This is a genomic window from Pseudomonas sp. GW823-FHT02C05 (assembly GCF_058797595.1).
The window spans coordinates 472,581-498,939 of sequence record NZ_JBXAJU010000004.1 but is presented as its reverse complement, the minus strand read 5'-3'; the positions used below and the strand labels follow the sequence as shown (position 1 = coordinate 498,939).

Here is a 26,359-nt window from a genome sequence, read left to right as displayed (position 1 = left end):
GTTCGTCCAGTGCGAGGGCTAGTCTTGACCTTTCCCAAAGGAGTTTTCTGATGTCCTCCCCCTCTGTATTGATCGCCGGTTGCGGTGATGTCGGGAGTCGCCTGGCGACTCAACTGCTGGCCGAGCAATGGCAGGTTTACGGCCTGCGTCGCAACGTATCGCGCTTGCCACAGGGGGTGGTGGGCATTGCAGGTGACCTGTTCAGCGAGCAATGCCCCGGGCAATGGCCGCAGAAGTCGCCGGACTATCTGGTGTATTGCGCGGCGGCCACCGAGCATGACGAAGCCGGATATCGCGCGGCTTATGTCGATGGTCTGCAGCATGTACTGGGCTGGCTCAAGCAGCGCGGCCAGGCGCCCAAGCGTTTGCTGTTTGTCTCCAGCAGCAGCGTTTATGAGCAGAAGGACGGTGAGTGGGTGGACGAGACTTCCGTGGCCGAGGCCCAGGCCTACTCCGGACGCATGATGCTGGAAGCCGAGCAGGTGGCTCTGGGCAGCGGTATTCCCGCCACTGTGGTGCGCTTGACCGGCATCTATGGCCCGGGTCGCGAGTGGCTGCTGACCCAGGTGCGCCGGGGTTATCGCGTGGCGATCGAGCCGCCGTTGTACGGCAACCGTATTCACGCGGACGATGCCGCGGGCCTGCTGGCGTTCCTGATCAAGGCGGACCGCAGTGGCACGGCGCTGGATGATTGCTATATCGGCGTGGACGATGCGCCCGCGCCTCTGGCGGAGGTCGTCGACTGGCTGCGCGATTACCTGGGCGTCACCGAATGGGCGGACGATGCCAGCGTGCGTCGTACCGGCAGCAAGCGTTGCAGCAATGCCCGGGCCAGGGCGCTGGGCTGGGTGCCGCGCTATCCGAGTTATCGCGAAGGTTATGCTGCGATTCTGACGACGCAGGGCTAAGTTGCCCGAGCAGCTTGGGGTCGCGGTCGAAGGCTGCGACCGGCTTCCCGAGGGCGTCGCTGCCGACAGGCCGAAGGTCCGGTGGACCTTGTCGCAGCCTGCGGCAGCGGCTACAGGGTAGTTACTGCTTTTCCAGCAACCACTGCTGGCTGCCCGGCGTCAGCGAGGGCACTTCATCCGCCAGGGCGGTATTCACCGCCTGGAAGATCTCCAGCTGTTGATCCTTGCGCACGAAGATCCAGGAGTTGCCCTGGCCGTTGAGCTGCAGCCAGATGCTATCGTTGCCGCCGCTCATCGAGGCGCAGTCGCCAGCCAGGCACAAGGCGTAGCGATCGGCGCCCGGTAGGCCCTGGACGGCGCCGTTTGCCTGGAACTGCACTTCGTTGCCCAGGCCCGGTCCGTTGACGATCTTCCACTTGCCACCCAGGTACGCCGAGTACAAGGCGCGCTCGAAGTTGGCGCCTAGCGGCGCGCCTTCGGGGGCGGGGTCTTTGGGGCGGTCGAAGACCTGCTCGGGCTCATTGTCGTTGGCCACTTGCAGCAGTTGCTTGCCGTTGCGCTTCAAGTCGGTGGCGGCGCTGCCATAGAACTCGACTTTTGCAGTGCTGGAACCGTCGCCGATGATCTTGCCTTCGACGGTTTCGAAACCGTTGGTGTAACGGGCCTGGCCAGCCTTGGTATTGAGCTCCCATTCCAGGTTCGGGCCGTAGGCCTGGAGGGCTTCACGCAAAGGGCCGCCCTTGGAGGCTGCGTCGATCGCTACCTGATTGATCCAGATGCCGCCCACATCGTTTTTGGCGGGGTCGCTGGCGCAACCGCCGAGCAGTACGGCGAGCAGCGAAACAGCTAGCGCTTGGCGCATGACGAAATCCTTTCAGAACGAAAACGGCGCAGCCTTGAGGGCTGCGCCGCGGGTGTTACTCGATGACCAGAATGGCATCCATTTCAACCTGTGCACCCTTTGGCAGGGCGGCCACGCCAATGGCGGCGCGGGCTGGGTAAGGCTGTTGGAAATACTTGCCCATGATCTCGTTGACCTTGGCGAAGTGGCTCAGGTCGGTGAGGAAGATGTTCAGCTTGACGATGTCCTTGAACGAACCGCCAGCGGCCTCGGCTACCGACTTGAGGTTTTCGAACACCTGGACGGTCTGGGCTTCGAAGCCTTCCACCAGCTCCATGGTCTTGGGGTCCAGAGGGATCTGGCCGGACATGTAGACGGTGTTGCCAGCCTTGATCGCCTGGGAGTAGGTGCCGATGGCAGCAGGTGCCTTGTCGCTGGTGATAACTGTCTTGGTCATGAATGACTCCTTGTAATGGACGGGCTACGCACGCATGCGGGTGATGCGGATGACCCCGGTCAGGGCGCGCAGTTTCTTGATCACGCGGGCCAGGTGTACGCGGTCGTGCACGCTGACCACCAGTTGGACCACGCTGATGCGACCATCGCGTTCGTCCATGCTGATTTTCTCGATGTTGCCGTCGGCGGCGTTGACGCTGCTGGCCAGCAGCGCGATCAGGCCGCGTTGGTGTTCCAGTTCTACGCGCAGTTCGACGTTGAATTCGCCGGTGACATCCTTGGCCCAGGAGAGCTGGATGCACTTTTCCGGGTTGTGGCGGATTTCGCTGATATTGCGGCAGTTGTCCAGGTGCACCACCATCCCCTTGCCGGCGGACAGGTGGCCGACGATCGGATCGCCCGGGATCGGCGTACAGCACTTGGCGTAGCTCAGCACCAGGCCTTCGGTGCCGCGGATTGCCAGCGGGCCTTCCGGGCTTGGCAGCTGTTCGCCTTCGCCCAGCAGGCGGCGCGCCACAACGTAGGCCATGCGGTTGCCCAGGCCGATGTCTTCCAGCAGGTCTTCGATCAGTTCCAGGCGGTATTCCTGGAGAATCGCCTGGATGCGTTCGGCCGGGACCTTTTCCAGGGAGCTGTCGAAGCCGTTGAGCACCTTGTTCAGCAAGCGTTCGCCGAGGCTGATGGACTCGGAGCGGCGCTGCAGCTTGAGAGCATGGCGGATATGGGTGCGGGCCTTGCCGGTGACCACGAAATTCAGCCAGGCCGGGTTCGGGCGCGCGCCCGGGGCGCTGACGATTTCCACTGTGGAACCGCTTTGCAGGGGTTCGGACAGCGGCGCCAGGCGACGATTGATCCGGCAGGCGATGCAGCTGTTGCCGACGTCGGTGTGAACCGCGTAGGCGAAGTCCACCGCGGTGGAGCCTTTGGGCAGCTCCATGATCCGGCCTTTGGGCGTGAACACGTAGACCTCGTCCGGGAACAGGTCGATCTTCACGCTCTCGATGAATTCCAGGGAGTTGCCGGCGCGTTGCTGCATTTCCAGCACGCCCTTGACCCATTGGCGGGCGCGGGCGTGAGTGCCTTTGGGCTGTTCGTCGCCACTGGATTTGTACAGCCAGTGGGCGGCGATGCCGTTATTGGCCATTTCTTCCATTTCCCGGGTACGAATCTGGATCTCGATCGGTACTCCGTGCATGCCGAACAGCGTGGTATGCAGCGACTGATAGCCGTTGGCCTTGGGAATGGCGATGTAGTCCTTGAAGCGTCCCGGCAGCGGCTTGTACAAATTATGTACAGCGCCGAGTACGCGATAGCAGGTGTCTACCTTGTCGACGATGATGCGGAACGCATAGACGTCCATGATCTCGTTGAAGGCCCGACGCTTGCCGCGCATCTTCTTGTAGATGCCGTACAGGTGCTTCTGGCGACCGCTGACCTCGCCCTGGATACCGTCGATGGCCAGGCAGTGGCTGAGGGATTCCTCGATCTTGTTGACGATTTCCTTGCGGTTGCCCCGGGCGCGCTTGACCGCCTGGTAGATCCGCGCGGAACGCATCGGGTGCATCGCCTTGAAGCCCAGGTCTTCGAATTCGATGCGGATGGCATGCATGCCCAGGCGGTTGGCGATGGGGGCGTAGATCTCCAGGGTTTCCTTGGCGATCCGCCGACGCTTCTCGCCGGAAAGTACTTCCAGGGTGCGCATGTTGTGCAGGCGGTCGGCCAGCTTGACCAGGATCACGCGAATGTCGCGGGCCATGGCCATGGCCATCTTCTGGAAGTTTTCCGCTTGGGCTTCGGCCTTGGTTTCGAAGTTCATCTGGGTCAGTTTGCTGACCCCATCCACCAATTCGGCCACGGTTTCGCCGAACTGCGCGCTGAGCGCTTCCTTGGCGATGCCGGTGTCTTCGATGACGTCATGCAGCATCGCGGCCATCAGGCTCTGATGGTCCATGTGCATGTCGGCAAGAATGTTCGCTACCGCGAGTGGGTGCGTGACGTACGCCTCGCCGCTGCGACGGCGTTGACCGTCATGGGCTTGTTCGGCGTAGAAATACGCTCGGCGGACCAGATTGACCTGGTCCGTGCCGAGATAGGTCGATAAGCGATCGGCGAGGGCGTCTATGCTCGGCATGATGTCTCCTGCCGTAAGCTGTGATCCCGCGCCGTGCTACGTCGACCAGGCATAGGCTCAGACGGCCTCGTTGGACTCGTCCTCGAAAGCAGCGAAAAGCGGCTCATCTTCAACGATTTCGGCTTCGGCGATGGCTGCGTAGTCGATCAGGCCTTCAGCGATTTCGCGCAGGGCGACAACGGTAGGCTTGTCGTTTTCCCATGCTACTTTCGGCTCTTTGCCGCCGGTGGCCAGTTGACGGGCACGCTTGGTAGAGAGCATGACCAGCTCAAAGCGGTTATCCACGTGTTCTAGGCAGTCTTCAACGGTTACGCGGGCCATGGTCTTCCTCGTAGCAAATGCAATATGCGCGCTGCCCGGATGGGCGAGCGGACTCAACAGTTTAAAAAATCACCAGCGTTAAGGGAAGCGCTGATTTTTTAACCAAGCCCTTCAACGCGCTGCAAGTGCCAATGTAAAGCGCTTGCAGCGGTTTTGGGAAGTGCTGTTTTAACCCAGGAGTTCAGCCAGCAATTTGCCGAAACGCTGCTGCTGGCGTTTCTGTTGCAACTGATTGGCGCGGAAAATCGCCTTCAGGTCGCCCAGCGCGTGGGCGAAATCGTCGTTGATGATCAGATAGTCGTAGTCGACGTAGTGGCTCATTTCGCTGACGGCTTCGCGCATCCGCCCGTCGATGACCTCGTCACTGTCCTGCCCACGGTTGGTCAGGCGCTGGTGCAGGGCTTGCAAGGACGGTGGCAGGATGAAGATCGAACGGGCCTGGGGCATCAGCTTGCGTACTTGTTCCGCGCCTTGCCAGTCGATTTCCAGAATCAGGTCGTGGCCTGCGTCCAGGGTTTGCTGCAGGTGGCTTTGCGAGGTTCCGTAGAGGTTGCCGAACACTTCGGCGCGCTCCAGGAAGTCCCCGTGCTCACCCATCTTCACGAACGTCTCGCGGGAGACGAAGTGATAGTTCACGCCGTCCACCTCACCGGGGCGCATGGCACGGGTGGTGTGGGAGACCGAGACGCGAATCTCCGGTTTGGCGTCGGTCAGGGCCTTGACCAGGCTGCTCTTGCCCGCGCCCGACGGCGCGGAAATGATGTACAGGGTGCCGGTGCTGTGGGTCATGTCAGTTGCCTTACTCAATATTCTGCACTTGTTCGCGCATCTGCTCGATCAACACCTTGAGGTTGACCGCAGCTTGGGTGCTGCGCGGGTCGAAGGCCTTGGAGCCCAGTGTGTTGGCTTCGCGGTTGAGTTCCTGCATCAGGAAGTCCAGGCGCCGCCCGGCCGCGCCGCCGGACTTGAGCACGCGACGTACTTCAATGATGTGGGTGCTCAGGCGGTCCAGTTCTTCGGCGACGTCGCTTTTCTGTGCCAGCAGCACCATCTCCTGTTCGAGACGGGTCGGATCCAGCTCAGCCTGCATGTCGGCGAAGCGGTCGAGGATCTTCTGGCGCTGGGTCGCGAGCATCTGCGGGACCAGTTCACGCAGGGTCGCCACGTCTTCCTCGATGGAGGACAGGCGTTCGTCGATCAGCCTGGCCAGTTCGGCGCCTTCCCGTTCGCGGCCATTCTTCAGTTCCTTCAAGCCCTGGTTGAACAGGGCCAGGGCGTCACTGTTCAAGGCTTGCGGGTCAGTGGCGTCGGCCACCAGTACGCCCGGCCAGGCCAGGACTTCCAGCGGGTTGAGCGCGGCCGGCTGCTTGATCAGGCTGGCGACGGACTCGGCGGCAGCGACCAGTTGCGCGGCGCGCTCGCGATCCACCTGCAGCGGTTTGCCGGCGGTTTCCTCGATGAAGCGCAAGGTGCACTCGACCTTGCCGCGGGACAGGCCCTGGCGCAGGGCTTCGCGGACCGCGCCTTCAAGGTCGCGAAAGGCTTCCGGCAAACGCAGGTGCGGCTCCAGGTAGCGGCTGTTGACCGAGCGCAGTTCCCAGCTCAGGGTGCCCTGAGTGCCTGCCCGTTCTGCCCGGGCGAAGGCGGTCATGCTGTGCACCATGGAGGTACCTCCGATTCAGCGCCGGCACCAACCGTGAGGGGGGTGGGCGGGCCTGATAAAGATGAATTGAAGCCGACAGGCTGCGAAGGCGCAGGATTGTAGCGCAGTGCGGTCGGAGCCCCCAAACCCTGGCGCTGCCAATGCATTGCAGCTCGTCGCAACAGGACTCATCCGCGGTGTAAATGCTCCTTTGACCTTTTTAGGCGTGCCCTGGCGCGGTTGCGGGCTTTATAATGCTCGGCAGTTTTCCGTCCCCGTACAGGTGTTCCCCTATGAAACGTCCAAGTGGTCGCGCCGCCGATCAGCTCCGCTCGATCCGCATCACCCGCAACTACACCAAACACGCCGAGGGATCTGTACTGGTCGAGTTCGGTGATACCAAAGTGATCTGCACGGTCAGCGTCGAGAACGGTGTGCCGCGCTTCCTCAAGGGCCAGGGCCAGGGTTGGCTGACTGCCGAGTACGGCATGCTGCCGCGGGCTACCGGCGAGCGTAACCAGCGCGAAGCCAGCCGTGGCAAGCAGGGCGGTCGGACCCTGGAGATCCAGCGCCTGATCGGCCGTTCGCTGCGCGCCGCACTGGACATGTCCAAGCTGGGCGACGTCACCCTGTATGTCGATTGCGACGTGATCCAGGCCGACGGCGGTACTCGTACCGCATCGATCACTGGCGCCATGGTGGCCCTGGTCGACGCCTTGAAAGTGATCAAGAAGCGCGGTGGCCTGAAAGGCGGCGATCCGCTGAAGCAGATGATCGCCGCGGTATCCGTCGGCATGTACCAGGGCGAACCGGTCCTGGACCTGGATTATCTGGAAGACTCGGCTGCCGAAACCGACCTCAACGTTGTGATGACCAGCACCGGTGGTTTCATCGAAGTGCAGGGCACTGCCGAAGGTGCGCCGTTCCAGCCGGCTGAACTGAATGCGATGCTGGCCCTGGCCCAGCAAGGCATGAACGAGATTTTCCAACTGCAGCAAGCCGCGCTCGCCGATTGATGGGCGCAGGTCTTCAGCAAGGAGAGCACCATGAGTGATGAACAACTGCCGCTGCCTACGCCGAGCCACGAAGTCCGGCAATGGGCGATGTTTTGTCACCTGTCCGCCTTGCTGGGGATCTGGGTTCCTTTCGGCACACTGATCGGACCGTTGATTCTCTGGCAGATGAAGCGCGAAACCGATCCCTTTATCGATGCCCAGGGCAAGGAAGCACTGAACTTCCAGCTGACCGTCGCCATTGCGTCGGCGGTGTGCTTCCTGTTGATGATCGTGGTGATCGGGTTCTTCATGTTCGGCCTGCTGGCGATCGGAGCCCTGGTGCTGACCATCATCGGCGGAGTCAAGGCTGGCGAAGGGGTGCCTTATCGCTACCCCTTCACCTGGCGCCTGATCAAGTAGCTCGAGCAAGCACAAAAAAGCCGACAGCGATGTCGGCTTTTTTGTGGCGGTGAAAGGACGCTTAGATGGTCAGCGTCCAGTCATAGTCCACGATCAGCGGTGCGTGCTGCGAGAAGCGTGGCTGGCGCGGCAGGCGAGCGCTGCGGACAAAGCGACGCAGGCCGGGAGTCAGCAACTGGTAGTCGAAACGCCAGCCCAGGTTCAGCATCTCGGCCTGTTCGTTGTCCGGCCACCAGCTGTACTGGTCGCCTTCACGGCTGACTTCACGCAATGCGTCGACATAACCCATGTTGCCAATGATCTCGTCCATCCAGGCACGTTCAGGTGCCAGGAAGCCCGGAGATTGCTGGCTGTCGCGCCAGTTCTTGATATCCAGCTTCTGTTGCGCCACGTACAGCGAGCCACAATAAATGTACTCGCGACGTTTGCGCCGCTGTTTATCCAGATAACGGGCGAAATCGTCCATTAGCTTGAACTTCTGGTTCAAGTCTTCATCGCCGTTCTGCCCTGATGGAAGCAGCAAGGTCGCGATGCTGACCTTGTCGAAATCGGCTTGCAGGTAGCGCCCGTAACGATCGGCTGTCTCGAAGCCGAGGCCGCTGATGACCGCCTTCGGCTGCAACCGCGAATACAAAGCCACACCGCCTTGGGCAGGGACTTCGGCATCGCAGGCATAAAGGAAGTAGCCATCCAGTTGGAAGGCTGGGTCGTCCAGTTCAAAGGCAGAGGCGCGGGTGTCCTGCAGGCAGATGACGTCGGCATTCTGTGCCTGCAGCCAACTGAGCAAACCACGCTCCACTGCAGCCTGAATACCATTGACGTTCACACTGATGATCCGCATAAATGGCCCCAAAAATCACGTGCGTGTATGATACCCGAGCTCTACCTAATTAGCTAAATCCGTGGTATCTGGGGTTTTTTCATGCAGGCGTATCAGCGCGATTTCATTCGTTTTGCCATCGATCGCGGGGTTTTGCGCTTCGGTGAGTTCACCCTGAAGTCCGGGCGCACCAGCCCTTACTTCTTCAATGCCGGCCTGTTCAACAGCGGTTCGGCGCTGGCCCAGCTGGGGCGTTTCTACGCCGCGGCGATCGTCGAAAGCGGCATTCCCTTCGATGTGCTGTTTGGCCCGGCCTATAAAGGCATTCCTCTGGCGGCGGCCACTGCGGTGGCGCTTGCCGAGCATCACCAGCGCGATCTGCCCTGGTGCTTCAACCGCAAGGAAGCCAAGGCTCACGGCGAAGGCGGCAGCCTGGTGGGGGCTCCCTTGACCGGCGATGTGCTGATCATCGACGACGTGATCACCGCCGGCACGGCGATCCGCGAAGTGATGCAGATCATCGAGTCCCAGGACGGCGCCAAGGCGGCCGGGGTGCTGATCGCCCTGAACCGTCAGGAACGCGGCAACGGCGAGTTGTCGGCGATCCAGGAGGTCGAGCGTGACTTCGGCATTCCGGTGGTGAGCATTGTCTCCCTGACCCAGGTCCTGCAGTTCCTGGCGGATGATCCGGCGCTCAAGCAGCATCTGCCGGCGGTGGAAGCCTACCGCGCGCAGTACGGAATCTGACCTGTAGGAGCCGGCTTGCCGGCGAAGAGGCCTTTGGGCCTTGAGTTGCCCGCGTGAGTGCCTTCGCCGGCAAGCCGGCTCCCACAAAGATTGCGTCGATAAAAAAGCCCCCGCCCGGGATCCCGGGCGGGGGCTTTTTTGTGCCTGGTGCTTAAGGACGCTTGCGGTTGCTGATCAGGGTGCCGACACCCGTATCGGTGAAGATCTCCAGCAGAATCGCGTTGGGCACGCGACCGTCGATGATCAGCGAACTGCCGACCCCGCCTTGCACGGCTTCCAGCGCGCAACGGATTTTCGGCAGCATGCCGCCGTAGATGGTGCCGTCGGCGATCAGCTCGTCGACCTGCTGGGTGCTCAGGCCGGTGAGGACCTTGCCCGACTTGTCCATCAGGCCGGCGATGTTGGTCAACAGCATCAGCTTTTCGGCTTTCAATGCTTCGGCCACCTTGCCAGCCACCAGATCGGCGTTGATGTTGTAGGACTCGCCGTTGGCGCCGACCCCGATCGGTGCGATCACCGGGATGAAATCACCCTTGACCAGCAGGTTCAGCAGGTCGGTGTTGATCCCGACCACTTCGCCCACATGGCCGATATCGATGATTTCCGGGGTGGTCATTTCCGGCGTCTGGCGGGTCACGGTGAGTTTTTTCGCCCGGATCAGCTCGGCATCCTTGCCGGTCAGGCCGATGGCGCTGCCGCCGTGACGGTTGATCAGGTTGACGATGTCCTTGTTGACCTGGCCACCGAGGACCATCTCCACCACGTCCATGGTTTGCGCATCGGTCACGCGCATGCCATCGACGAAGTGGCTTTCAATGGAAAGGCGCTTGAGCAGGTCACCGATCTGCGGGCCGCCACCGTGCACCACCACCGGGTTGATCCCGACAGCCTTCATCAGCACGATGTCGCGGGCGAAGCCGGTTTTCAGCTCCTCGCTTTCCATAGCGTTGCCGCCGTACTTGATCACCAGGGTCTTGCCGACATAGCGGCGAATATAAGGCAGCGCTTCGGATAGGACCTTGGCGGTATTGGCGGCGGCATCGCGTTCGATGGTCATTCAGGGCTCCGGTGCTTCAAACAATCAAAACGGTAGTTGGAGATCAGGTGCAACACGTTTCAGCTGGGTGTGGAACACATCCTTGATGCGCTGCAGTTCGGCTGCATCATCAGCCTCGAAGCGCAGCACCAGCACAGGGGTGGTGTTGGAGGCGCGAACCAGGCCCCAGCCCTTGGCATAGTCGACCCGCACCCCGTCAATGGTGGTCAGGTCGGCGCCTGCACCCCACTGCGCGTCGTGCAGGGCGTCAATGATGCTGAATTTGCTCTCTTCGGTCACATGGATATTGATTTCCGGCGTAGAAATATCGTTCGGGAAGGTGGCGAACAGCTCTTCCGCGGTGGATTTTTCCTTGCTGAGGATCTCCAGCAACCGTGCGGCGCTATAAATGCCGTCGTCGAAGCCGAACCAGCGTTCCTTGAAGAACACATGGCCGCTCATTTCGCCGGCCAGCAGAGCGCCGGTCTGTTTCATTTTCTTTTTGATCAACGAGTGACCGGTCTTCCACATTAGCGGGCGACCGCCATATTCCTTGATCAGCGGAATCAGGCGTCGGGTACATTTGACGTCGAAGATGATCTCCGCATCCGGGTTGCGCGCCACCACGTCCTTGGCGAACAGCATCAGCAGGCGGTCGGGGAAGACGATGCTGCCGGTGTTGGTCACCACACCGACACGATCGCCGTCGCCGTCGAAGGCCAGGCCCAGGTCGGCGCCGGTTTCCTTGACCTTGGCAATCAGGTCCTCGAGGTTCTCGGGCTTGCCTGGATCCGGGTGGTGGTTGGGGAAGTTGCCGTCCACTTCGCAGAACAGCGGGATCACTTCGCAGTTCAGGGCTTCGATCAATTGTGGGGCAATCACCCCGGCGGCGCCGTTGCCGCAATCCACCACGACTTTCAGGCGGCGGGCCAGCTTGACGTCACGGATGATCTCCTCGGCGTAGCGCGGCAGGATGTCGACCTGGGTGACGCTGCCCTGAGCGCTGCTCAGGTTGTTGCTCTTGAGGCGCTCGTGCAGGGCCTGGATCTGTTCATTGGCCAGGGTGTCGCCGGCGATGACGATCTTGAAACCGTTGTAGTTCGAGGGGTTGTGGCTGCCGGTGAGCATTACGCCGGACTTGCCGGCCAGTACGTTGGCCGCGTAATACAGGGCCGGGGTCGGCACCAGGCCGACGTCGCTGACGTGGCAGCCGCTGTCGTGCAGGCCCTGGATCAGTTGCGCCACCAGTTCCGGCCCGGACAGGCGGCCATCGCGGCCCACGGAGACGTTCGGTTCACCCTGGGCCAGGCTCTGGGAGCCGATGGCGCGGCCGATCCAGTAGGCGGTTTCAGCGGTCAGGGTTTGCGGTACAACGCCGCGGATGTCGTAGGCGCGGAAGATGCTGTCGGGGAATTTCGGGGCGACTTTAGCTGCGTTGCTCATCACTGAGGGTGCTCCATCTGAAGGGGTGCAGTACGGCCGTGGGAGGACAGGCCGGCAGGCTCAAACTGAAGGGTATGACGGCGTTTTCAGCATAGAGTTCGTACTGCGAAAGTGCCATCTGACGGGCTCCGTCCCCTCCGGAACCGGTCAGCAGCCCGGCCTGGCGGGGGCCAGGCGCCCTGCAAAAAAATGCTGGTCCTCGGTCCTTGATTGCTCTCGCAAGGGGGCGGAGCAGGCAGGCTGCCCACTCCGAGAGGCAGATCAGTGGCTGCCGGAGTGGCCGAAGCCACCTGCGCCGCGCTGGCTTTCATCAAAGGCTTCGACCACTTCGAAATGCGCCTGGACCACAGGCACCAGCACCAGTTGGGCGATGCGCTCGCCGACGGCGATGTTGAAGGCGGTCTGGCCACGGTTCCAGCAGGACACCATCAGTTCGCCCTGGTAGTCCGAGTCGATCAGGCCCACCAGGTTGCCCAGCACGATGCCGTGCTTATGGCCCAGGCCGGAGCGCGGCAGGATCAGCGCCGCCAGGCCCGGATCGCCAATGTAGACCGACAGCCCGGTAGGGATCAGCAGCGTCTGGCCTGGCTCCAGAAGGGTGTCTTCCTTGAGCATGGCTCGCAGGTCGAGGCCGGCGGAGCCCGGCGTGGCGTACTGCGGCAGAGGGAATTCGTTGCCGATGCGTGGGTCGAGGATCTTGGCTTGTAAAGCGTGCATGCGAGTTAAACCTGGTTCAGCCGTTCGGCGATAAAAGAGATCAGCTGGCGGGCAATCTTGCCCTTGCTGGTCTGGGCGAAGAGAGTTGCGTGCAACTCCCGGTCAATCACGCTGCAGGCGTTTTCCTCGCTGTTGAAGCCAATGCTCGGGTTGGCAACGTCGTTGGCGACGATCAGGTCGAGGTTCTTGTCCTTCAATTTACGTGCAGCGTAGTCGAGCAAGTTTTCGGTTTCTGCGGCGAAACCGACACTGAAAGGCCGATCCGGACGGCTGGCAATGGTGGCCAGGATGTCCGGGTTGCGCACCATCTGCAGCAACAGGCCGTCACCTTTCGTAGGGTCTTTCTTTAATTTCTGTGGGGCGACGACTTCCGGTCGGTAGTCCGCGACCGCCGCAGAGGCGATGAAAACGTCGCATGGGATCGCCGACTCACAGGCCGCGAGCATGTCCCGGGCGCTGACAACGTCGATCCGCGTGACTCTATCGGGGGTTGGCAGGTGTACCGGCCCAGTGATCAGGGTCACCCGGGCACCGGCTTCAACCGCGGCCTCGGCCAGGGCGAAGCCCATTTTTCCTGAGCTATGGTTGGTGATGTAGCGCACCGGATCGATGTTTTCCTGGGTCGGCCCGGCGGTAATCAGCAGGTGCTTGCCGGTCAGCGCCAGATGCTGGAAGCAATCGGCGGCGCACTGGGCCAGGTCGTTGGCCTCCAGCATGCGGCCCAGGCCGACATCGCCACAGGCCTGGCTGCCGGAAGCCGGGCCGAAGACCTTCAGGCCACGGCTTTGCAGCAGTTGGGTGTTGGCTTGGGTGGCAGGGTCGCGCCACATGGCCTGATTCATCGCCGGGGCGATGGCGACGATGGCATCGGTGGCCAGCACCAGGGTGGTCAGCAGATCGTCGGCAATGCCCTGGGCCAGGCGGGCAATCAGGTCCGCGGTGGCCGGCGCGATCAGCACCAGGTCGGCCCACTTGGCCAGCTCGATATGGCCCATGGCGGCTTCGGCAGCCGGGTCCAGCAGGTCGAGGTGGACCGGGTGCCCGGAGAGCGCTTGCATGGTCAGCGGGGTAATGAATTCACTGCCGCCCCGGGTCATGACCACGCGCACTTCGGCGCCCTGGTCGAGGAGTCGGCGAACCAGCTCCGCGCTCTTGTAGGCGGCAATGCCGCCGCCGACGCCGAGCACGATGCGTTTCCGATACAGCCGCTGCATAGGCCTGTCTTTCCGTTCAGTGATTGCTGCGTGGCATGCCCCCTCCCCAGGTGAAATACCACGCAAAAAAGAGGGGGCTAAGATAGCACAGCGCCCGCTGTCGAACAGCGGCGCCATGCACAGGGAGGTGTGATGAGTATTCGTGACTGGCCCGCGGCGGAGCGTCCGCGGGAACGGCTTCTGGAGCAGGGCGCCATCAGCCTTTCCGACGCCGAGCTACTGGCTATTTTCCTGCGCACCGGGGTGGCCGGTAAAAGCGCGGTGGACCTGGCGCGGCATCTGTTGCGGCGCTTTGGCAGCCTGCGCAGGCTGCTGGAGGCCGATCAACTGACCTTCACCCGCCAACTGGGGCTGGGCCCGGCCAAGTACGCCTTGTTGCAGGCGGTGCTGGAAATGGCCCGACGGCATCTGGCGGAGAAACTGCATCGCCAGTCCGCGTTGGAGAACCCGCTGGTGGTGCGCGATTACCTGAAGTCGATGCTGCGCCACGAGCCCCATGAAGTGTTCGGTTGCCTGTTTCTCGACACGCGGCATCGTGTACTGACCTTCGAAGTGCTGTTTCAGGGCTCCATCGACAGCACCACGGTGTACCCGCGGCAGGTGATCAAGCGCGCCTTGGCGCACAATGCAGCGGCGGTGATCCTCTGCCACAACCACCCGTCAGGCATTTGCGAGCCCAGCCCGGCCGACCGGGTAGTGACCCGACGTTTGCAGGAGGCGCTGGAGTTGATCGATGTGCGGGTGCTGGACCACTTCATCGTGGGGGAGGGCGACCCGCTGTCGATGGCCGAGTACGGCTGGATCTGAATGCGGCCGGCTTCAAGGCCTGGGTGGGCCTTGAAGCCGGCCGGCAGTTCACTTGATGCTGACTTTCGAATAGTCCTGGCGCCCGAAGGGGCTCACCTGGTAGCCCTCGACCTGCTTGCGAGTCAGGGCGAAAGCGGTCGGGTGTGCCAGGGGCAGCCACAGCGCCTGCTGCTGGATCTGGGTCTGGGCCTGTTGGTACAGCTTGCTGCGCACACCCTGTTCGCTGGTGGTCTTGCCGGCCGTGATCAGCTTGTCCAGGTTCTGGTCGCAGTAGCGGGCGAAGTTGGTGCCGGACTTGACGGCGGCGCAGGTGAACTGTGGCGAGAGGAAGTTATCCGGGTCGCCGTTGTCGCCAGCCCAGCCCATGAACAGCAGGTCGTGCTCGCCGGCCTTGGCGCGGCGGATCAGTTCACCCCATTCGATCACGCGGATTTCCGCCTGGATCCCCACTTGGGCCAGGTCCGATTGCAGCAACTGCGCGCCCAGGCTGGGGTTGGGGTTGAGCAGGCTGCCAGAAGGGCGGGTCCAGATGGTGGTCTGGAAGCCGTTCTTCAGGCCAGCCTTGGCCAGCAGTTGGCGAGCCTTTTCCGGGTCGTGGGCGTACCCGGGCAGGTCCTTGGCGTAGCTCCAGGTATTGGGCGGGTAAGGGCCGTTGGCGGCTTCGGCGGTGCCTTCAAAGACCGCCTTGAGGTAGCTGCCCTTGTCGAAGGCCAGGTTGATTGCCTGGCGTACCTCGGGTTTGTCCAGGGGTGGGTGCTGGCTGTTGATGGCGACGAAGGCGGTCATGAAGGCTGCGGTGTGCTCGACCTTCAGTGCCGGATCCTCGCTGGCGGCCTGGACATCCAGGGGCTTGGGCGACAGCGCGATCTGGCACTCGTTGCGGCGCAGCTTCTGCAGGCGCACGTTGGCGTCCGGGGTGATGGCAAAGATCAGCGAATCGACCGCAGGCTTGCCGGCAAAGTAGTCGCGGTTGGCCTTGTAGCGGATCGAGGCGTCTTTCTGGAAGCGCCCGAAGATGAACGGGCCGCTGCCGATCGGCTGGCTGTTGAGCTTCTCCGGGGTGCCGGCCTTGAGCAGTTGCTCGGCGTACTCCGCCGAGTAGATCGAGGCGAAGCCCATGCTCAGGGTGGCGAGGAAGGTCGAATCGGCGTGGTCCAGGGTAAAGCGTACGGTCAGCGGGTCCAGGGCATCGATCTTCTTGATCAGGCTGGGCAACTGCAGGGATTGGGCGTGGGGAAAGCCGCTCTGGGCGATCTTGTGCCACGGATGGGCCGGATCGAGCATGCGCTCGAAGCTGAACTTGACGTCTTCGGCGGTCAGCTCGCGGCTGGGGTTGAAATACTCGGTGCGGTGGAACTTGACCTTGGGGTGCAGCTTGAACACGTAGGTCAGGCCGTCGGCAGAGACCTCCCAGCTGTCGGCAAGGCTGGGGACTACCTTGCCGCTATCGGCGTCGAACTCCACCAGGCGGTTCATCAGCACGTCGGCGGATGCGTTGGTGGTGGTCAGTGAGTTGTACTGCACCACGTCGAAGCCCTCCGGGCTGGCTTCGGTGCAGACGCTCAGCGCGGCAGCCTGGGCCAGGGGGCTCAGGAGAGGGGCGAGCAGGAGCGGGAGGGCGGCAAGACGCATGGTCGGGTTCCTTGTGCAGATCGAAAGCCCATCTGCGAGTGCAGTCTGGAAATGCCTTACCCTAGTGGGCTCTTTGTAAAATGACTATCCCTTTTGTATCGAGTGACGAAACCTCGGGCTCGGCCGGGGTTCCAGGCGTGATTTTCCGCAGGCATGACCGCGCCCAATGGCGGTTTTGTGCCTGGGGTTTCGGGAGAAATATATTCTGCGACGAGCGGTAGATTTCTGCGGTAGCCTTTGCCGCAGGCGTCCGGCGCAAGAAAATCAGGACTTTTCGTCATCCTGGGCACAGCGGTTGTTGTTGCTCTGGGGTCTTTCTGGTATAAAGCAGCGCTCTTTTCTAGGGGCCCGGTTCCTTCGCTTGTAGGTGTAGCCGGTAAGACCCTAAAGAAACGCGGCGCCTGGCGCCAAATGACTGAGAGATTAAGCGGCCAACCCATGCCGGGTTGGGCATGTGGTTTTAGAGGGCTGAGGCATGTCTAGAGTCTGTCAAGTTACCGGTAAGGGTCCGGTGACTGGGAATAACATTTCCCACGCAAACAACAAAACCCGTCGTCGTTTCCTGCCGAACCTGCAGCATCACCGCTTCTGGGTTGAGTCCGAGAAACGTTTTGTGCGTCTGCGCGTATCTGCCAAAGGCATGCGTATCATCGACAAGCGCGGCATTGATGTCGTGCTGGCCGAAATCCGTCGCGATGGCGGCAAGGTTTAAGGGAGCTAATCATGCGTGAATTGATTCGTTTGATCTCGAGCGCCGGTACTGGTCACTTCTACACTACCGACAAGAACAAGCGTACTACTCCGGACAAAATCGAGATCAAGAAATATGATCCGGTTGTTCGCAAGCACGTGATCTACAAGGAAGGCAAAATCAAGTAATTGATTTTTCTTCTGACAAAAAAACCCGCCTTCAAGCGGGTTTTTTTGTGCCCGGGATTCAGGTTTTCTGTTCGAAGGCCACATAGACCTTGCGGCAGGGCTCCAGCACTTCCCAGGTGCCCTTGAAGCCGGCCGGGATCACGAAGCGGTCGCCGACTCGCAGAGTCTTGGCATTGCCGTCGTGATCACGCAGTACCGATACGCCCTGGAGGATCTCGCAGTATTCGTGCTCGGTGAAGTTCACCGTCCACTGGCCCACGGCGCCTTCCCAGATCCCGGCATTGAGCTGGCCGCACGGGCTGGCGTAATGGTTGAACACCGCCTGCTCGGGGTCGCCCTTGAGGATTTTTTCCGCAGCGGGGCGGTAGCGTTCGCCCTCGGTGGTGGCATGGCTGAAGTCGACGACGTTGTGGATGCTCATTGTTGTATTCCCCCGTGATTGCGGCGCGAGTGGCTATGAAGGCCAAAGTCTATGTTTATTAAAATGCACATAGCAATGGCGTTTGCCCGGGCTTTGTCAAATATATTGAAAGTACAGGTGTCGCTGGTTTAGGGTGGCGGGTGCCTTTGGCCGAAAACAGGCTGGCCGGGCAGAATTCTTCAGCAGTGCCGGCGTAGTTCGCATGGCGCTTGTATACAAATAAGAGGAGGACACTCGTATGACCACCCTGACTCGTGCCGACTGGGAACAACGTGCCCGCGACCTGAAAATCGAAGGTCGTGCCTACATCAACGGCGAATACACCGCATCGGCTTCCAGCGACACCTTCGAATGCATCAGCCCGGTAGACGGTCGCGTACTGGCGACCATCGCCAGCTGCGATGCCGCCGATGCCCAGCGCGCCGTGGAAAACGCCCGCGCCACCTTCAACTCCGGCGCCTGGTCGCGCCTGGCGCCGGCCAAGCGCAAGTCGGTGATGATCCGCTTTGCCGGCCTGTTGAAGCAGCACGCTGAAGAACTCGCGCTCCTGGAAACCCTGGACATGGGCAAGCCCATCAGCGACTCCCTGGATATCGACGTTCCCGGCGCCGCCCAGGCCCTGAGCTGGAGCGGCGAGGCCATCGACAAGATCTACGATGAAGTCGCTGCCACCCCTCACGACCAGTTGGGCCTGGTCACCCGTGAGCCGGTAGGCGTGGTCGCGGCCATCGTGCCGTGGAACTTCCCCCTGATGATGGCTTGCTGGAAACTGGGCCCGGCGCTGTCCACCGGTAACTCGGTGATCCTCAAGCCTTCGGAAAAATCCCCGCTGACCGCCATCCGCATCGCTGCTCTGGCAGTGGAAGCCGGGATTCCGGCGGGCGTGTTCAACGTACTGCCAGGCTACGGCCACACCGTCGGCAAGGCCCTGGCCCTGCACATGGACGTGGACACCCTGGTGTTCACCGGCTCCACCAAGATCGCCAAGCAGCTGCTGGTCTACTCCGGCGAATCCAACATGAAGCGCGTGTGGCTGGAAGCCGGCGGCAAGAGCCCGAACATCGTGTTCGCCGATGCTCCGGACCTGCAGGCCGCCGCCGAATCCGCCGCCAGCGCCATTGCCTTCAACCAGGGCGAAGTCTGCACCGCCGGCTCGCGCCTGCTGGTGGAGCGCTCCATCAAGGACAAATTCCTGCCGCTGGTGATCGAGGCCCTCAAGGGCTGGAAGCCGGGCAACCCGCTGGACCCGGCCACCAATGTCGGTGCCCTGGTGGACACCCAGCAGATGAACACCGTGCTGTCCTACATCGAAGCCGGGCATGCCGATGGCGCCAAGCTGGTGGCCGGTGGCAAGCGCACCCTGGAAGAAACCGGTGGCACCTACGTCGAGCCGACCATTTTCGATGGTGTCAGCAACGCGATGAAAATCGCCCAGGAAGAGATCTTCGGCCCTGTACTGTCGGTGATCGCCTTCGACAGCGTGGAAGAGGCGATCCAGATTGCCAACGACACGCCTTACGGCCTGGCAGCTGCGGTGTGGACCGCCAACATCTCCAAGGCCCACCAGACCGCCAAGGCCCTGCGTGCCGGCAGCGTCTGGGTCAACCAATACGACGGCGGCGACATGACCGCGCCGTTCGGCGGCTTCAAGCAGTCGGGCAACGGTCGCGACAAGTCGCTGCATGCGTTCGACAAGTACACCGAGCTGAAAGCCACCTGGATCAAGCTCTGAGTCTTGTCGTTTGAGGCGGGGCAGTGCCCCGCCTGATGTCGATCCATAGCGCAGCCGGACTTTCCGCAAGGGGAGTCCGGCTGTGTTGTCTGTGCCTTGCGAAACAATGATCCACAGGAGCGTGGAAATGCGTTGGGCGACCTATTTCGCCGTTTTGGCCGCAGTCTTGAGTGTCGGCCTGGCCCTGGGCGTGACCATGCCCCTGGTGTCGTTTCGTCTCGAAAGCTGGGGCTACGGGCCTTTTGCAATTGGCGTGGTGGCGGCGATGCCGGCCATTGGCGTGTTGCTCGGGGCGAAGATCTCCAGCCGCCTGGCGGCGCGCTTCGGCACCGCCAGCCTGATGCGCCTGTGCCTGTGGGGCGGGGCGATCTCCATTGCCTTGCTGGCGCTGCTGCCCAGCTATCCGTTGTGGTTGGTGCTGCGCCTGATACTGGGAGTGGTCCTGACCATCATCTTCATTCTGGGGGAAAGCTGGATCAATCAACTGGTGGTGGAGCAGTGGCGTGGCCGGCTGGTGGCGCTGTATGGCGCAAGCTATGCCTTGAGCCAGCTGGCCGGGCCCCTGCTGTTGGGCGTGCTGGGTACTGAGCATGATTACGGTTTCTGGACCGCGGTGGGTTTGCTGGTGGTATCACCGCTCCTGCTGTTGGGGCGCGGCGGGGCGCCGAGCACCGAGTCGTGCAGCGTGACCCTGTTTGACCTGTGGCACTTCTGTCAGAAGTTGCCGGCGATTGCCTGGGCAGTTGCATTGTTCGCTACTTTCGAGGCGCTGATTCTGACCCTGCTGCCGGTGTATTGCTTGAGTCAGGGGTTCACCCAAGACGTTGCCCTGGCCATGGTCAGCACCGTGGTGGTGGGGGATGCACTTTTGCAGCTGCCGATTGGCGCCCTGGCGGATCGGATTTCCCGGCGCGGCCTGTTCACCGGCTGCGCGGTGATCCTGCTGTGTTCCAGCCTGGCCATTCCGCTGTTGCTGGGCACCGTGCTGATCTGGCCACTGTGGGTGTTGTTCGGGGCCAGCGCCGGGGGCTTGTTCACCTTGTCGCTGATCCTGATCGGCGAGCGTTACCGCGATGACGCACTGGTGCGGGCCAATGCCCATGTGGCGCAGCTCTGGGGCATTGGCTGCCTGATCGGGCCGCTGGTGGCAGGGGCCGGCAGCCAGTGGGTGAGCGGCCACGCCATGTTGCTGCTGGTGGCGGCCGGGGCTTTTGGCTTGCTTGTCCTGCTGCTGCGCCAGGGGGCCTTTGGCGAGGCCCAGGCTGCGTTGTAGCCACTCAGAGCATGCGTTCCAGGCCGATGCGGGTGCTCAGCCAGGCATTGAAGCGGCGCCACCAGTTGCCGGGTTCATGGCCCAGGCTGTGCAACTGGCCCTGGTCCTCGGTCACCCAGACCAGCTTGCCGTCCAGCAGCTTGACCTGGTAGCTCAGGGCCGGCGCCATCCCCTGCAGGGCCAGGGCGCGGACATGTTCAGCCAGCTCGGGGCTGTCCACCAGCACCCCGACCTCGGTGTTCCACAGCACCGAACGGGGGTCGAAGTTGAACGAGCCGATGAAGCTTTTTCGTCGGTCGAAGATCATCGCCTTGCTGTGCAGGCTGGAGTCGGAGCCCTTGTAGGAGCCGCTGTGGAACAGGTGCGGCCCGCTGCCACCGCGCTCGCCGGGTTGTCGGCGCAGTTCGTAGAGCTTCACTCCATGTTCCAGCAATGCCTTGCGATAGGGCGCATAGCCGCCATGCACCACTGGCACGTCGGTGGCTTCCAGGGAGTTGGTCAACAGGCTCACCGAGACCCCGGCGTCCGCGCGCCCGGTCAGGTACACCAGCCCAGGCTGCCCCGGAACGAAGTAGGCCGAGATCATGATCAGCTCCTTGCCGACCCCGCTCAGTTCCGGTGCCAGCTGGGTGGTGAGCAGCAGGTGCGGGTCGGGGTCACCCTTGGCCAGGACCTTGGCCGGAGCGTCCCACAGGGCCTGGTTCCAGGCCCAGATCAGTTCCTTGCGCCAGATGTCCATGCGCGGCTGGGTCTGGTAGGTCATCAGTTGCCGGTACAGCGCCTGGTTCTGCCGGCGGCTGTCCTGCAAGGATTCCTCGAGGCGCAGCCGGGTGTTGTCCAGCGCCTTGGTGGAAGGTGTGCTGGACAGGAACTCGCCGATGGGGCGGCTCAGGGCGCTGTTCCAGTACTGGTCGAAGCTGTGGCCCAGTTGCTCGGCCACCGGACCCACGCTGAACATGTCGATGTCGGTGAAGTTCAGGTTGGGCTGGGCGTCGAAGTATTCATCCCCCAGGTTGCGCCCGCCGACGATGGCCACGCTGTTGTCTGCCAGCCAGAGCTTGTTGTGCATCCGCCGATGCTGCTGCGACAGGTTGAACAGGCGGCCCATGGCCCGGGTCAGGCCGGTGCTGCGGCCCAGGTGCAGAGGGTTGAACAGGCGGATCTGGATCTGCGGATGGGCGGCCAGGGTGGCGATGATCTGGTCCAGGCCGTCGCTGGTGGTGTCGTCCAGCAGGATGCGTACCCGCACGCCACGGTCGGCGGCCTTGAGCAGTTCGTCCACCAGCATGCGGGTGCTGATGCCGTCGTGGACGATGTAGTACTGCAGGTCGAGGCTGCTTTGCGCGTTGCGGATCAGCTCGGCGCGGGCCATGAACGCTTCGGTGCTGTTGGGTAGCAGGCGAAAGCCGGAACGCCCCTGGTAGGGCGCGGCCTGGGCCCGGATCGACTGGGCAAAGCCCGAATCACGGGCGGGCAGGGCCTGGCTGGGTTGGTACGGCACCTCGCGGGTAGCGCAGCCGCCCAGCCCGAGGCTCAGCAGCAGAAGCCAGGTGAAGGCCTGTATAGGGTTCAAGTCAGGTCATCTCGCATCACGGCACGGGTTGGCATGGGACGGCTGGCTTCCTGCTTCGGGTCGGGGTCAGTCCGAGGTTTCACTGAGCAGCTTGATGGCTGCAGCGCCGACCTTGCGTACCGCGTCTTCGATCTGCGCGGTTGGCTTGGCAGCGTAGTTCATCCGCAGGCAATTGCGGTACTTGCCCGAGGCGGAAAAGATGCTGCCCACGGCAATCTGCACCCCTTGCTCGAGCAGCACTCGGTTGAGCTTCAGAGCATCAAAGCCCTCGGGGAGTTCGATCCACAGCATGAAACTGCCCTGTGGCCGGCTGGCGCGAGTGCCGGCGGGGAAGTAGCGGCTGACCCAATCGAGCATCAGGTCACGATTGCGCTGGTACTGGGTGCGCATCTTGCGCAGATGTGGCTCGAAGTGGCCGCTCTTGAGAAACTCGGCGATGGCTACCTGGGGCTGCGGGGCCGTGGAGCCGGTGCTGATGTATTTCATGTGCAGTACACGTTCCAGGTAGCGGCCGGGCGCCACCCAGCCGATGCGCAGGCCTGGGGCCAGGGTTTTCGAGAACGAGCTGCACAGCAGCACCCGGCCATCATCGTCGAAGGACTTGATGGTGCGCGGGCGCGGGTAGGTGTAGGCCAGTTCGCCATACACATCGTCCTCGATGATCGCCACGTCGAAGCGCTGGGCCAGGGTCAGCAGTGCCCGCTTGCGCGGCTCCGGCATGATGTAGCCCAGGGGGTTGTTGCAGTTGGGCGTCAACTGTATGGCCTTGATCGGCCACTGTTCCAAAGCCAGTTCCAGGGCTTCCAGGCTGATTCCGGTAATGGGGTCGGTGGGGATCTCCAGGGCCTTCATGCCCAGGCCCTTGAGGGTCTGCATGGCGCCGTGGAAGCTCGGCGAGTCCACGGCGACGATATCCCCCGGTTCGCAGATGGCGCGAATGCTGGTGGACAGCGCCTCGTGGCAGCCAGTGGTGATCACCAGGTCGCCGGCCCCCAGCTGGCAGCCGGAATCCAGCATCAGCCGCGCGACCTGCTCGCGCAGCTCCAGCACGCCGTAGATGTTGTCGTAGTGCAGGCCTGGCATGTCCTGGCGCCGGCTGAGGCGGGCCAGGGCCCGAAGCAGAGGCTTGAGGGTGGGTGTGGTGATGTCCGGCATGCCGCGGCCCAGTTGCACCACGTCCTTGCGCGGCACGGCGCGAATCAGTTCCAGCACCTGGTCCCACTGCGAGATCTCTACCGGTCGCTGGGCCGGGCGGCCAACGGCGGGCAGGGCGGGCAGTTCGCGGCTGGGCGGCACGAAGTAGCCGGACTTGGGCTTGGGCATTGCCAGGCCGTTGTCTTCCAGCAGGCGGTAGGCCTGCTGCACGGTGCTCAGGCTGACCCCGTGCTCGACGCTCAGGGCGCGCACTGAGGGCAGCCGATCGCCGGGGCGGTAGAAGCCCTGCTCAATGCGGGTGCCCAGGAGTTCGGCGAGGTTGACGTAGAGGGTCATGGCATTGGCTCGTAGTGGGGGCGCGAGGACCGGTACAGATGGGGCAAAAATACAGGATTCAGCAGGATTTTTGGCAAAACTGTATGGAGTTAATACCGCTGTATTGAGTCTGTAATGGTTTTTGCGCACCAAGCATCCTATTGGCTCATGGCAACTTTGAGCAAACAGGAGCAATACAGATGAACGGCTTGAGCGATGTGCGTCTGTCGTTACGGAGTCAGGAGCTGCAGGCAGAGCAGGAGCAGGCACTGGCGGCACGCCTGCCACGCTCCGCACCGCCTGGGCTGAGCCCGCTGGGTCTGTACTGGCATCGGCTGCGCACGCGCAAGGCGTTGCTGGAGCTGACTGCCGAGCAGTTGCGCGATGTCGGCCTGAGCCGGGAAGAGGCGCGGGCCGAAGGTCTCAAGCCGTTCTGGCGGCTGTAGGCCGACGCCGCGCAGCCACGGGGAGGGTCAGAGCAGTTCCTTCAAGCGGTGCCAGAGCATGCCCAGGGCCAGCAGCGGCGAGCGCAGATGCTTGCCGCCCGGGAAAGTGATGTGCGGCACCTTGGCGAAGAGGTCGAAACCGCCGCCGTGCTGGCCGCTGATGGCCTCGCCCAGCAGCTTGCCCGCCAGGTGCGTGGCATTCAGGCCGTGGCCCGAATAGGCCTGGGCGTAATACACATTGGGCTGGTCCTTGAGCCGGCCGATCTGCGGCAGGCGGTTGGCGCCGATGCCGATCATGCCGCCCCATTGGTAGTTGATCTTCACTGCGGCCAGTTGCGGGAACACTTCCAGCATCTTCGGCCGCATGTAGGCGGCGATGTCCTTGGGGTCACGCCCCGAATAATGACAGGCACCCCCGAACAGCAGGCGCCGGTCAGCCGAAAGGCGGTAGTAGTCCAGGGCCACGCGCTGGTCGCAGACCGCCATGTTCTGCGGCAGCAGTTCCTGGGCCAGGGCCGGGCTCAAGGGTTCGGTGGCGATGATGTAGCTGCCGGCCGGAAGCACCTTGCCCCCCAATTCCGGATTGAGATCGTTGAGGTAGGCGTTGCAGCCCAGCACCAGGGTCTTGGCCCGGACGGTGCCGCGACTGCTGTGGACCTTGACCTCGGGGCCATAGTCGATGCGGGTCACCGCAGAGTGCTCGAACAGTTGCACCCCCAAGTGCTGCGCCGCCCGGGCTTCGCCCAGGGCCAGGTTCAGCGGGTGCAGGTGGCCCGAACCCATGTCGATCAAGCCGCCAACATAGCGCTTGGAACCCACCACGCTGTGCATTTCATCGGCCTGCAGCAGCCGGGTCTGGTGGCGATAGCCCAGGCTGCGCAGTTCCTCGGCGTCTTCGGCGAAGCCGGCAAGGTCGGCCGGCTTGTTGGCCAGGTCGCAGTAGCCCCAGGTCAGGTCGCAAGGGATCTGGAAACTCTCGATGCGTTGGCGGACGATCTCCACCGCCTCCAGCCCCATGAGCTTCATCTGCCGCACTCCGTCCTCGCCTATCACCTTGGTGAACTGGTCGAGGCCGTGGCCGACGCCGCGAATCAACTGCCCGCCATTGCGCCCGCTGGCGCCCCAGCCGATCTTGTGCGCCTCCAGCAGGACCACGCTGAGGCCACGCTCGGCCAGTTCCAGCGCGGTGTTGAGCCCGGAAAAACCGCCCCCGACCACGCACACATCGGCTGTCAGATTGCCCGCCAACGCTGGGTAGTCAGGTTGCGGCAGGCTGCTGGCGGCATAGTAGGAAGCGGCGTGCTGAAGGCTGGCGGGCATGGGATGCGTCCTGATGATGGTGTCGGTAAAAATGCGCGGAGCATAAGTCGGGCCTTTGCGCCGGGGCAACCGCAGGACGCCCGGTCCTGTCTGCCGCCAGGCATTTAGGGCAGAATTCACGGCTATTCATGCCCCGGTAGTCTTTTTCATGAGCTGTAACCGTCAAATCGTCCGCAGCCTGCGTCAGCAGATTCCCTCTTTCGAGTGCGTTCCCGGCTGCCACGACTGCTGCGGCCCGGTGACCACCTCGCCGGAGGAAATGTCCCGCCTGCCGCGCAAGACCGCTGCCGAGCAGGAAGCTGCCATGGACGAGCTCAACTGCGTGCACCTGGGGCCCAACGGTTGCACCGTGTATGACGAGCGTCCGCTGATCTGCCGCCTGTTCGGCACCACGCCGAGCCTGCCTTGCCCCAACGGCCGGCGCCCGGTGGAGATGATCCACCCCCGGGTCGAAAAACAGATCCACGACTACATGGCCAGCACTCGCCAGGTCCTGGTCTAGCCCCGAGCACCCCGGCTTGCCGGCGAAGGCTGCACCCTCTCGCTTCAATCCGGAATCGGCAGGCTCAGGCTCTCCTTCACTTCTTCCATGACGATGTAGCTCTTGGACTCGCGCACGTGGGGCAGCTTGAGCAGGATGTCCCCCAGCAACTTGCGGTAGGACGCCATTTCCGAGATCCGCGCCTTGACCAGATAGTCGAAGTCGCCGGACACCAGGTGGCACTCCAGCACGTGGGGCAGCTTCAGCACCGCCCGGCGAAACTCCTCGAAGGTATCGCCGGACTTGTAGTCCAGGCTGATCTCGACGAACACCAGCAGGCTGCCCTTGAGGTGCTGCGGATTGAGCCGCGCGTTGTAGCCCATGATGATCCCTTCGCGCTCCAGGCGGCGCACGCGCTCGGTGCAGGGGGTGGTGGAGAGGCCCACTCGCTCCCCCAGCTCGGTGAAGGAAATGCGTCCGTCGGCCTGGAGTATCCGCAAGATATTGCGATCGATCTTGTCCAGGGCCCGACGGGTCTGATGGTTGGTGCGCATAGGGGATGCCCCTCCGTGAAAAGCAATATCGCCGAGAATTCTCGCCAAATATAGGCGGTTATATAGTGAAAATCACTGCT

The 26,359-nt window shown here is 62.7% G+C and carries 27 protein-coding genes and 1 pseudogene; 11 read left to right on the top strand and 17 right to left on the bottom strand.

Annotated features, from left to right (window positions below):
* Positions 1-50: 50 nt before the first annotated feature.
* A complete protein-coding gene (locus AC1RGE_RS23735; protein ID WP_011064234.1) occupies positions 51-908 on the top strand; it encodes an SDR family oxidoreductase in 858 nt (285 codons plus the stop codon).
* A gap of 121 nt (positions 909-1,029) precedes the next feature.
* Here the strand turns inward: AC1RGE_RS23735 and AC1RGE_RS23730 are convergent, their stop codons facing one another.
* From AC1RGE_RS23730 to AC1RGE_RS23705, 6 genes are all read right to left on the bottom strand, one after another.
* Positions 1,030-1,770 carry a hypothetical protein gene (locus AC1RGE_RS23730; RefSeq protein ID WP_011064233.1) on the bottom strand — a complete coding sequence of 247 codons (741 nt, stop codon included), beginning with the start codon at positions 1,768-1,770 and terminating at the stop codon, positions 1,030-1,032.
* A 55-nt stretch (positions 1,771-1,825) separates the two neighbouring features.
* Positions 1,826-2,206, bottom strand: coding sequence for a RidA family protein (locus tag AC1RGE_RS23725; protein ID WP_007921133.1), 381 nt, complete (start codon positions 2,204-2,206; stop codon positions 1,826-1,828).
* A gap of 24 nt (positions 2,207-2,230) precedes the next feature.
* Positions 2,231-4,336: a bifunctional GTP diphosphokinase/guanosine-3',5'-bis pyrophosphate 3'-pyrophosphohydrolase gene (gene spoT / locus AC1RGE_RS23720; protein ID WP_011064232.1), complete on the bottom strand. Its 2,106-nt coding sequence runs from the start codon at positions 4,334-4,336 to the stop codon at positions 2,231-2,233.
* A 57-nt stretch (positions 4,337-4,393) separates the two neighbouring features.
* Positions 4,394-4,657, bottom strand: coding sequence for a DNA-directed RNA polymerase subunit omega (rpoZ, locus tag AC1RGE_RS23715; RefSeq protein ID WP_007921129.1), 264 nt, complete (start codon positions 4,655-4,657; stop codon positions 4,394-4,396).
* Between the two features lie 168 nt (positions 4,658-4,825).
* Positions 4,826-5,446, bottom strand: coding sequence for a guanylate kinase (gmk, locus tag AC1RGE_RS23710; RefSeq protein WP_011064231.1), 621 nt, complete (start codon positions 5,444-5,446; stop codon positions 4,826-4,828).
* Between the two features lie 10 nt (positions 5,447-5,456).
* Positions 5,457-6,320: a YicC/YloC family endoribonuclease gene (locus AC1RGE_RS23705; protein WP_011064230.1), complete on the bottom strand. Its 864-nt coding sequence runs from the start codon at positions 6,318-6,320 to the stop codon at positions 5,457-5,459.
* Between the two features lie 272 nt (positions 6,321-6,592).
* Here AC1RGE_RS23705 and rph point away from each other — a divergent pair, with 272 nt between their 5' ends.
* Together rph and AC1RGE_RS23695 are read left to right on the top strand one after the other, a co-directional pair.
* On the top strand, positions 6,593-7,315 hold the full coding sequence (gene rph, locus AC1RGE_RS23700) for a ribonuclease PH (RefSeq protein ID WP_011064229.1): 723 nt from the start codon (positions 6,593-6,595) through the stop codon (positions 7,313-7,315).
* 30 nt (positions 7,316-7,345) lie between these two features.
* Positions 7,346-7,714, top strand: a complete 369-nt coding sequence (locus AC1RGE_RS23695; protein WP_011064228.1) for a DUF4870 domain-containing protein — start codon at positions 7,346-7,348, stop codon at positions 7,712-7,714.
* A gap of 61 nt (positions 7,715-7,775) precedes the next feature.
* Here the strand turns inward: AC1RGE_RS23695 and crc are convergent, their stop codons facing one another.
* Positions 7,776-8,555 carry a catabolite repression control protein Crc gene (crc, locus tag AC1RGE_RS23690; protein WP_011064227.1) on the bottom strand — a complete coding sequence of 260 codons (780 nt, stop codon included), beginning with the start codon at positions 8,553-8,555 and terminating at the stop codon, positions 7,776-7,778.
* Between the two features lie 81 nt (positions 8,556-8,636).
* Here crc and pyrE point away from each other — a divergent pair, with 81 nt between their 5' ends.
* Positions 8,637-9,281: an orotate phosphoribosyltransferase gene (pyrE, locus tag AC1RGE_RS23685; RefSeq protein WP_011064226.1), complete on the top strand. Its 645-nt coding sequence runs from the start codon at positions 8,637-8,639 to the stop codon at positions 9,279-9,281.
* A gap of 151 nt (positions 9,282-9,432) precedes the next feature.
* On the opposite strand, the gene argB is transcribed toward pyrE, so the two are convergent.
* From argB to coaBC, 4 genes and pseudogenes are all read right to left on the bottom strand, one after another.
* Positions 9,433-10,338: an acetylglutamate kinase gene (gene argB / locus AC1RGE_RS23680; protein WP_011064225.1), complete on the bottom strand. Its 906-nt coding sequence runs from the start codon at positions 10,336-10,338 to the stop codon at positions 9,433-9,435.
* A gap of 24 nt (positions 10,339-10,362) precedes the next feature.
* A pseudogene (locus AC1RGE_RS23675) lies at positions 10,363-11,763 on the bottom strand (phosphomannomutase/phosphoglucomutase); the annotation flags it as partial.
* A gap of 258 nt (positions 11,764-12,021) precedes the next feature.
* Positions 12,022-12,477 (bottom strand): dUTP diphosphatase, encoded by a 456-nt coding sequence (dut, locus tag AC1RGE_RS23670; RefSeq protein ID WP_011064223.1) that lies wholly within the window; start codon positions 12,475-12,477, stop codon positions 12,022-12,024.
* A gap of 5 nt (positions 12,478-12,482) precedes the next feature.
* Positions 12,483-13,691, bottom strand: a complete 1,209-nt coding sequence (gene coaBC / locus AC1RGE_RS23665) for a bifunctional phosphopantothenoylcysteine decarboxylase/phosphopantothenate--cysteine ligase CoaBC (protein ID WP_011064222.1) — start codon at positions 13,689-13,691, stop codon at positions 12,483-12,485.
* Between the two features lie 132 nt (positions 13,692-13,823).
* Here coaBC and radC point away from each other — a divergent pair, with 132 nt between their 5' ends.
* Complete coding sequence (radC, locus tag AC1RGE_RS23660) at positions 13,824-14,498, top strand: RadC family protein (protein ID WP_011064221.1); 675 nt, start codon at positions 13,824-13,826, stop codon at positions 14,496-14,498.
* Between the two features lie 48 nt (positions 14,499-14,546).
* On the opposite strand, the gene AC1RGE_RS23655 is transcribed toward radC, so the two are convergent.
* Positions 14,547-16,130 carry an ABC transporter substrate-binding protein gene (locus AC1RGE_RS23655; RefSeq protein ID WP_011064220.1) on the bottom strand — a complete coding sequence of 528 codons (1,584 nt, stop codon included), beginning with the start codon at positions 16,128-16,130 and terminating at the stop codon, positions 14,547-14,549.
* 475 nt (positions 16,131-16,605) lie between these two features.
* Here AC1RGE_RS23655 and rpmB point away from each other — a divergent pair, with 475 nt between their 5' ends.
* Both rpmB and rpmG read left to right on the top strand, forming a co-directional pair.
* On the top strand, positions 16,606-16,842 hold the full coding sequence (gene rpmB / locus AC1RGE_RS23650; RefSeq protein ID WP_011064219.1) for a 50S ribosomal protein L28: 237 nt from the start codon (positions 16,606-16,608) through the stop codon (positions 16,840-16,842).
* Between the two features lie 11 nt (positions 16,843-16,853).
* Positions 16,854-17,009: a 50S ribosomal protein L33 gene (gene rpmG / locus AC1RGE_RS23645; RefSeq protein WP_003177274.1), complete on the top strand. Its 156-nt coding sequence runs from the start codon at positions 16,854-16,856 to the stop codon at positions 17,007-17,009.
* Between the two features lie 58 nt (positions 17,010-17,067).
* Here rpmG and AC1RGE_RS23640 read toward each other — a convergent pair whose 3' ends face one another.
* The gene (locus tag AC1RGE_RS23640; protein ID WP_011064218.1) at positions 17,068-17,430 is read right to left on the bottom strand and encodes a cupin domain-containing protein; all 363 of its coding nucleotides are present in this window, start codon (positions 17,428-17,430) and stop codon (positions 17,068-17,070) included.
* Positions 17,431-17,668: 238 nt separating this feature from the next.
* Here AC1RGE_RS23640 and AC1RGE_RS23635 point away from each other — a divergent pair, with 238 nt between their 5' ends.
* On the top strand, positions 17,669-19,162 hold the full coding sequence (locus AC1RGE_RS23635; RefSeq protein WP_011064217.1) for an aldehyde dehydrogenase: 1,494 nt from the start codon (positions 17,669-17,671) through the stop codon (positions 19,160-19,162).
* Positions 19,163-19,289: 127 nt separating this feature from the next.
* On the top strand, positions 19,290-20,435 hold the full coding sequence (locus tag AC1RGE_RS23630) for an MFS transporter (protein ID WP_093405547.1): 1,146 nt from the start codon (positions 19,290-19,292) through the stop codon (positions 20,433-20,435).
* A 4-nt stretch (positions 20,436-20,439) separates the two neighbouring features.
* Here the strand turns inward: AC1RGE_RS23630 and AC1RGE_RS23625 are convergent, their stop codons facing one another.
* Positions 20,440-22,008, bottom strand: coding sequence for a phospholipase D family protein (locus AC1RGE_RS23625; protein ID WP_015637466.1), 1,569 nt, complete (start codon positions 22,006-22,008; stop codon positions 20,440-20,442).
* 66 nt (positions 22,009-22,074) lie between these two features.
* Positions 22,075-23,499, bottom strand: coding sequence for an aminotransferase-like domain-containing protein (locus AC1RGE_RS23620; protein ID WP_011064214.1), 1,425 nt, complete (start codon positions 23,497-23,499; stop codon positions 22,075-22,077).
* 179 nt (positions 23,500-23,678) lie between these two features.
* Here AC1RGE_RS23620 and AC1RGE_RS23615 point away from each other — a divergent pair, with 179 nt between their 5' ends.
* A complete protein-coding gene (locus tag AC1RGE_RS23615) occupies positions 23,679-23,924 on the top strand; it encodes a DUF1127 domain-containing protein (protein ID WP_011064213.1) in 246 nt (81 codons plus the stop codon).
* Between the two features lie 27 nt (positions 23,925-23,951).
* On the opposite strand, the gene AC1RGE_RS23610 is transcribed toward AC1RGE_RS23615, so the two are convergent.
* Positions 23,952-25,244, bottom strand: a complete 1,293-nt coding sequence (locus tag AC1RGE_RS23610; RefSeq protein ID WP_492585109.1) for an NAD(P)/FAD-dependent oxidoreductase — start codon at positions 25,242-25,244, stop codon at positions 23,952-23,954.
* A gap of 148 nt (positions 25,245-25,392) precedes the next feature.
* On the opposite strand from AC1RGE_RS23610, the gene AC1RGE_RS23605 reads away from it, so the two are divergent.
* Positions 25,393-25,746 (top strand): YkgJ family cysteine cluster protein, encoded by a 354-nt coding sequence (locus AC1RGE_RS23605; protein WP_011064211.1) that lies wholly within the window; start codon positions 25,393-25,395, stop codon positions 25,744-25,746.
* A gap of 44 nt (positions 25,747-25,790) precedes the next feature.
* On the opposite strand, the gene AC1RGE_RS23600 is transcribed toward AC1RGE_RS23605, so the two are convergent.
* Positions 25,791-26,279 (bottom strand): Lrp/AsnC ligand binding domain-containing protein, encoded by a 489-nt coding sequence (locus tag AC1RGE_RS23600; protein WP_011064210.1) that lies wholly within the window; start codon positions 26,277-26,279, stop codon positions 25,791-25,793.
* Between the last annotated feature and the right edge of the window lie 80 nt (positions 26,280-26,359).

Coding starts and splice junctions, on each gene's coding strand:
- dut (WP_011064223.1), bottom strand. CDS start 12,477: ATGCACGCTTTACAAGCCAAGATCCTCGACCCACGCATCGGCAACGAA.
- gmk (WP_011064231.1), bottom strand. CDS start 5,446: ATGACCCACAGCACCGGCACCCTGTACATCATTTCCGCGCCGTCGGGC.
- AC1RGE_RS23605 (WP_011064211.1), top strand. CDS start 25,393: ATGAGCTGTAACCGTCAAATCGTCCGCAGCCTGCGTCAGCAGATTCCC.
- AC1RGE_RS23615 (WP_011064213.1), top strand. CDS start 23,679: ATGAACGGCTTGAGCGATGTGCGTCTGTCGTTACGGAGTCAGGAGCTG.
- AC1RGE_RS23630 (WP_093405547.1), top strand. CDS start 19,290: ATGCGTTGGGCGACCTATTTCGCCGTTTTGGCCGCAGTCTTGAGTGTC.
- rpmB (WP_011064219.1), top strand. CDS start 16,606: ATGTCTAGAGTCTGTCAAGTTACCGGTAAGGGTCCGGTGACTGGGAAT.
- radC (WP_011064221.1), top strand. CDS start 13,824: ATGAGTATTCGTGACTGGCCCGCGGCGGAGCGTCCGCGGGAACGGCTT.
- rpoZ (WP_007921129.1), bottom strand. CDS start 4,657: ATGGCCCGCGTAACCGTTGAAGACTGCCTAGAACACGTGGATAACCGC.
- crc (WP_011064227.1), bottom strand. CDS start 8,555: ATGCGGATCATCAGTGTGAACGTCAATGGTATTCAGGCTGCAGTGGAG.
- AC1RGE_RS23635 (WP_011064217.1), top strand. CDS start 17,669: ATGACCACCCTGACTCGTGCCGACTGGGAACAACGTGCCCGCGACCTG.
- AC1RGE_RS23730 (WP_011064233.1), bottom strand. CDS start 1,770: ATGCGCCAAGCGCTAGCTGTTTCGCTGCTCGCCGTACTGCTCGGCGGT.
- AC1RGE_RS23610 (WP_492585109.1), bottom strand. CDS start 25,244: ATGCCCGCCAGCCTTCAGCACGCCGCTTCCTACTATGCCGCCAGCAGC.
- AC1RGE_RS23705 (WP_011064230.1), bottom strand. CDS start 6,320: ATGGTGCACAGCATGACCGCCTTCGCCCGGGCAGAACGGGCAGGCACT.
- argB (WP_011064225.1), bottom strand. CDS start 10,338: ATGACCATCGAACGCGATGCCGCCGCCAATACCGCCAAGGTCCTATCC.
- AC1RGE_RS23725 (WP_007921133.1), bottom strand. CDS start 2,206: ATGACCAAGACAGTTATCACCAGCGACAAGGCACCTGCTGCCATCGGC.
- AC1RGE_RS23620 (WP_011064214.1), bottom strand. CDS start 23,499: ATGACCCTCTACGTCAACCTCGCCGAACTCCTGGGCACCCGCATTGAG.
- AC1RGE_RS23640 (WP_011064218.1), bottom strand. CDS start 17,430: ATGAGCATCCACAACGTCGTCGACTTCAGCCATGCCACCACCGAGGGC.
- rpmG (WP_003177274.1), top strand. CDS start 16,854: ATGCGTGAATTGATTCGTTTGATCTCGAGCGCCGGTACTGGTCACTTC.
- pyrE (WP_011064226.1), top strand. CDS start 8,637: ATGCAGGCGTATCAGCGCGATTTCATTCGTTTTGCCATCGATCGCGGG.
- AC1RGE_RS23600 (WP_011064210.1), bottom strand. CDS start 26,279: ATGCGCACCAACCATCAGACCCGTCGGGCCCTGGACAAGATCGATCGC.
- AC1RGE_RS23695 (WP_011064228.1), top strand. CDS start 7,346: ATGAGTGATGAACAACTGCCGCTGCCTACGCCGAGCCACGAAGTCCGG.
- rph (WP_011064229.1), top strand. CDS start 6,593: ATGAAACGTCCAAGTGGTCGCGCCGCCGATCAGCTCCGCTCGATCCGC.
- AC1RGE_RS23655 (WP_011064220.1), bottom strand. CDS start 16,130: ATGCGTCTTGCCGCCCTCCCGCTCCTGCTCGCCCCTCTCCTGAGCCCC.
- coaBC (WP_011064222.1), bottom strand. CDS start 13,691: ATGCAGCGGCTGTATCGGAAACGCATCGTGCTCGGCGTCGGCGGCGGC.
- spoT (WP_011064232.1), bottom strand. CDS start 4,336: ATGCCGAGCATAGACGCCCTCGCCGATCGCTTATCGACCTATCTCGGC.
- AC1RGE_RS23735 (WP_011064234.1), top strand. CDS start 51: ATGTCCTCCCCCTCTGTATTGATCGCCGGTTGCGGTGATGTCGGGAGT.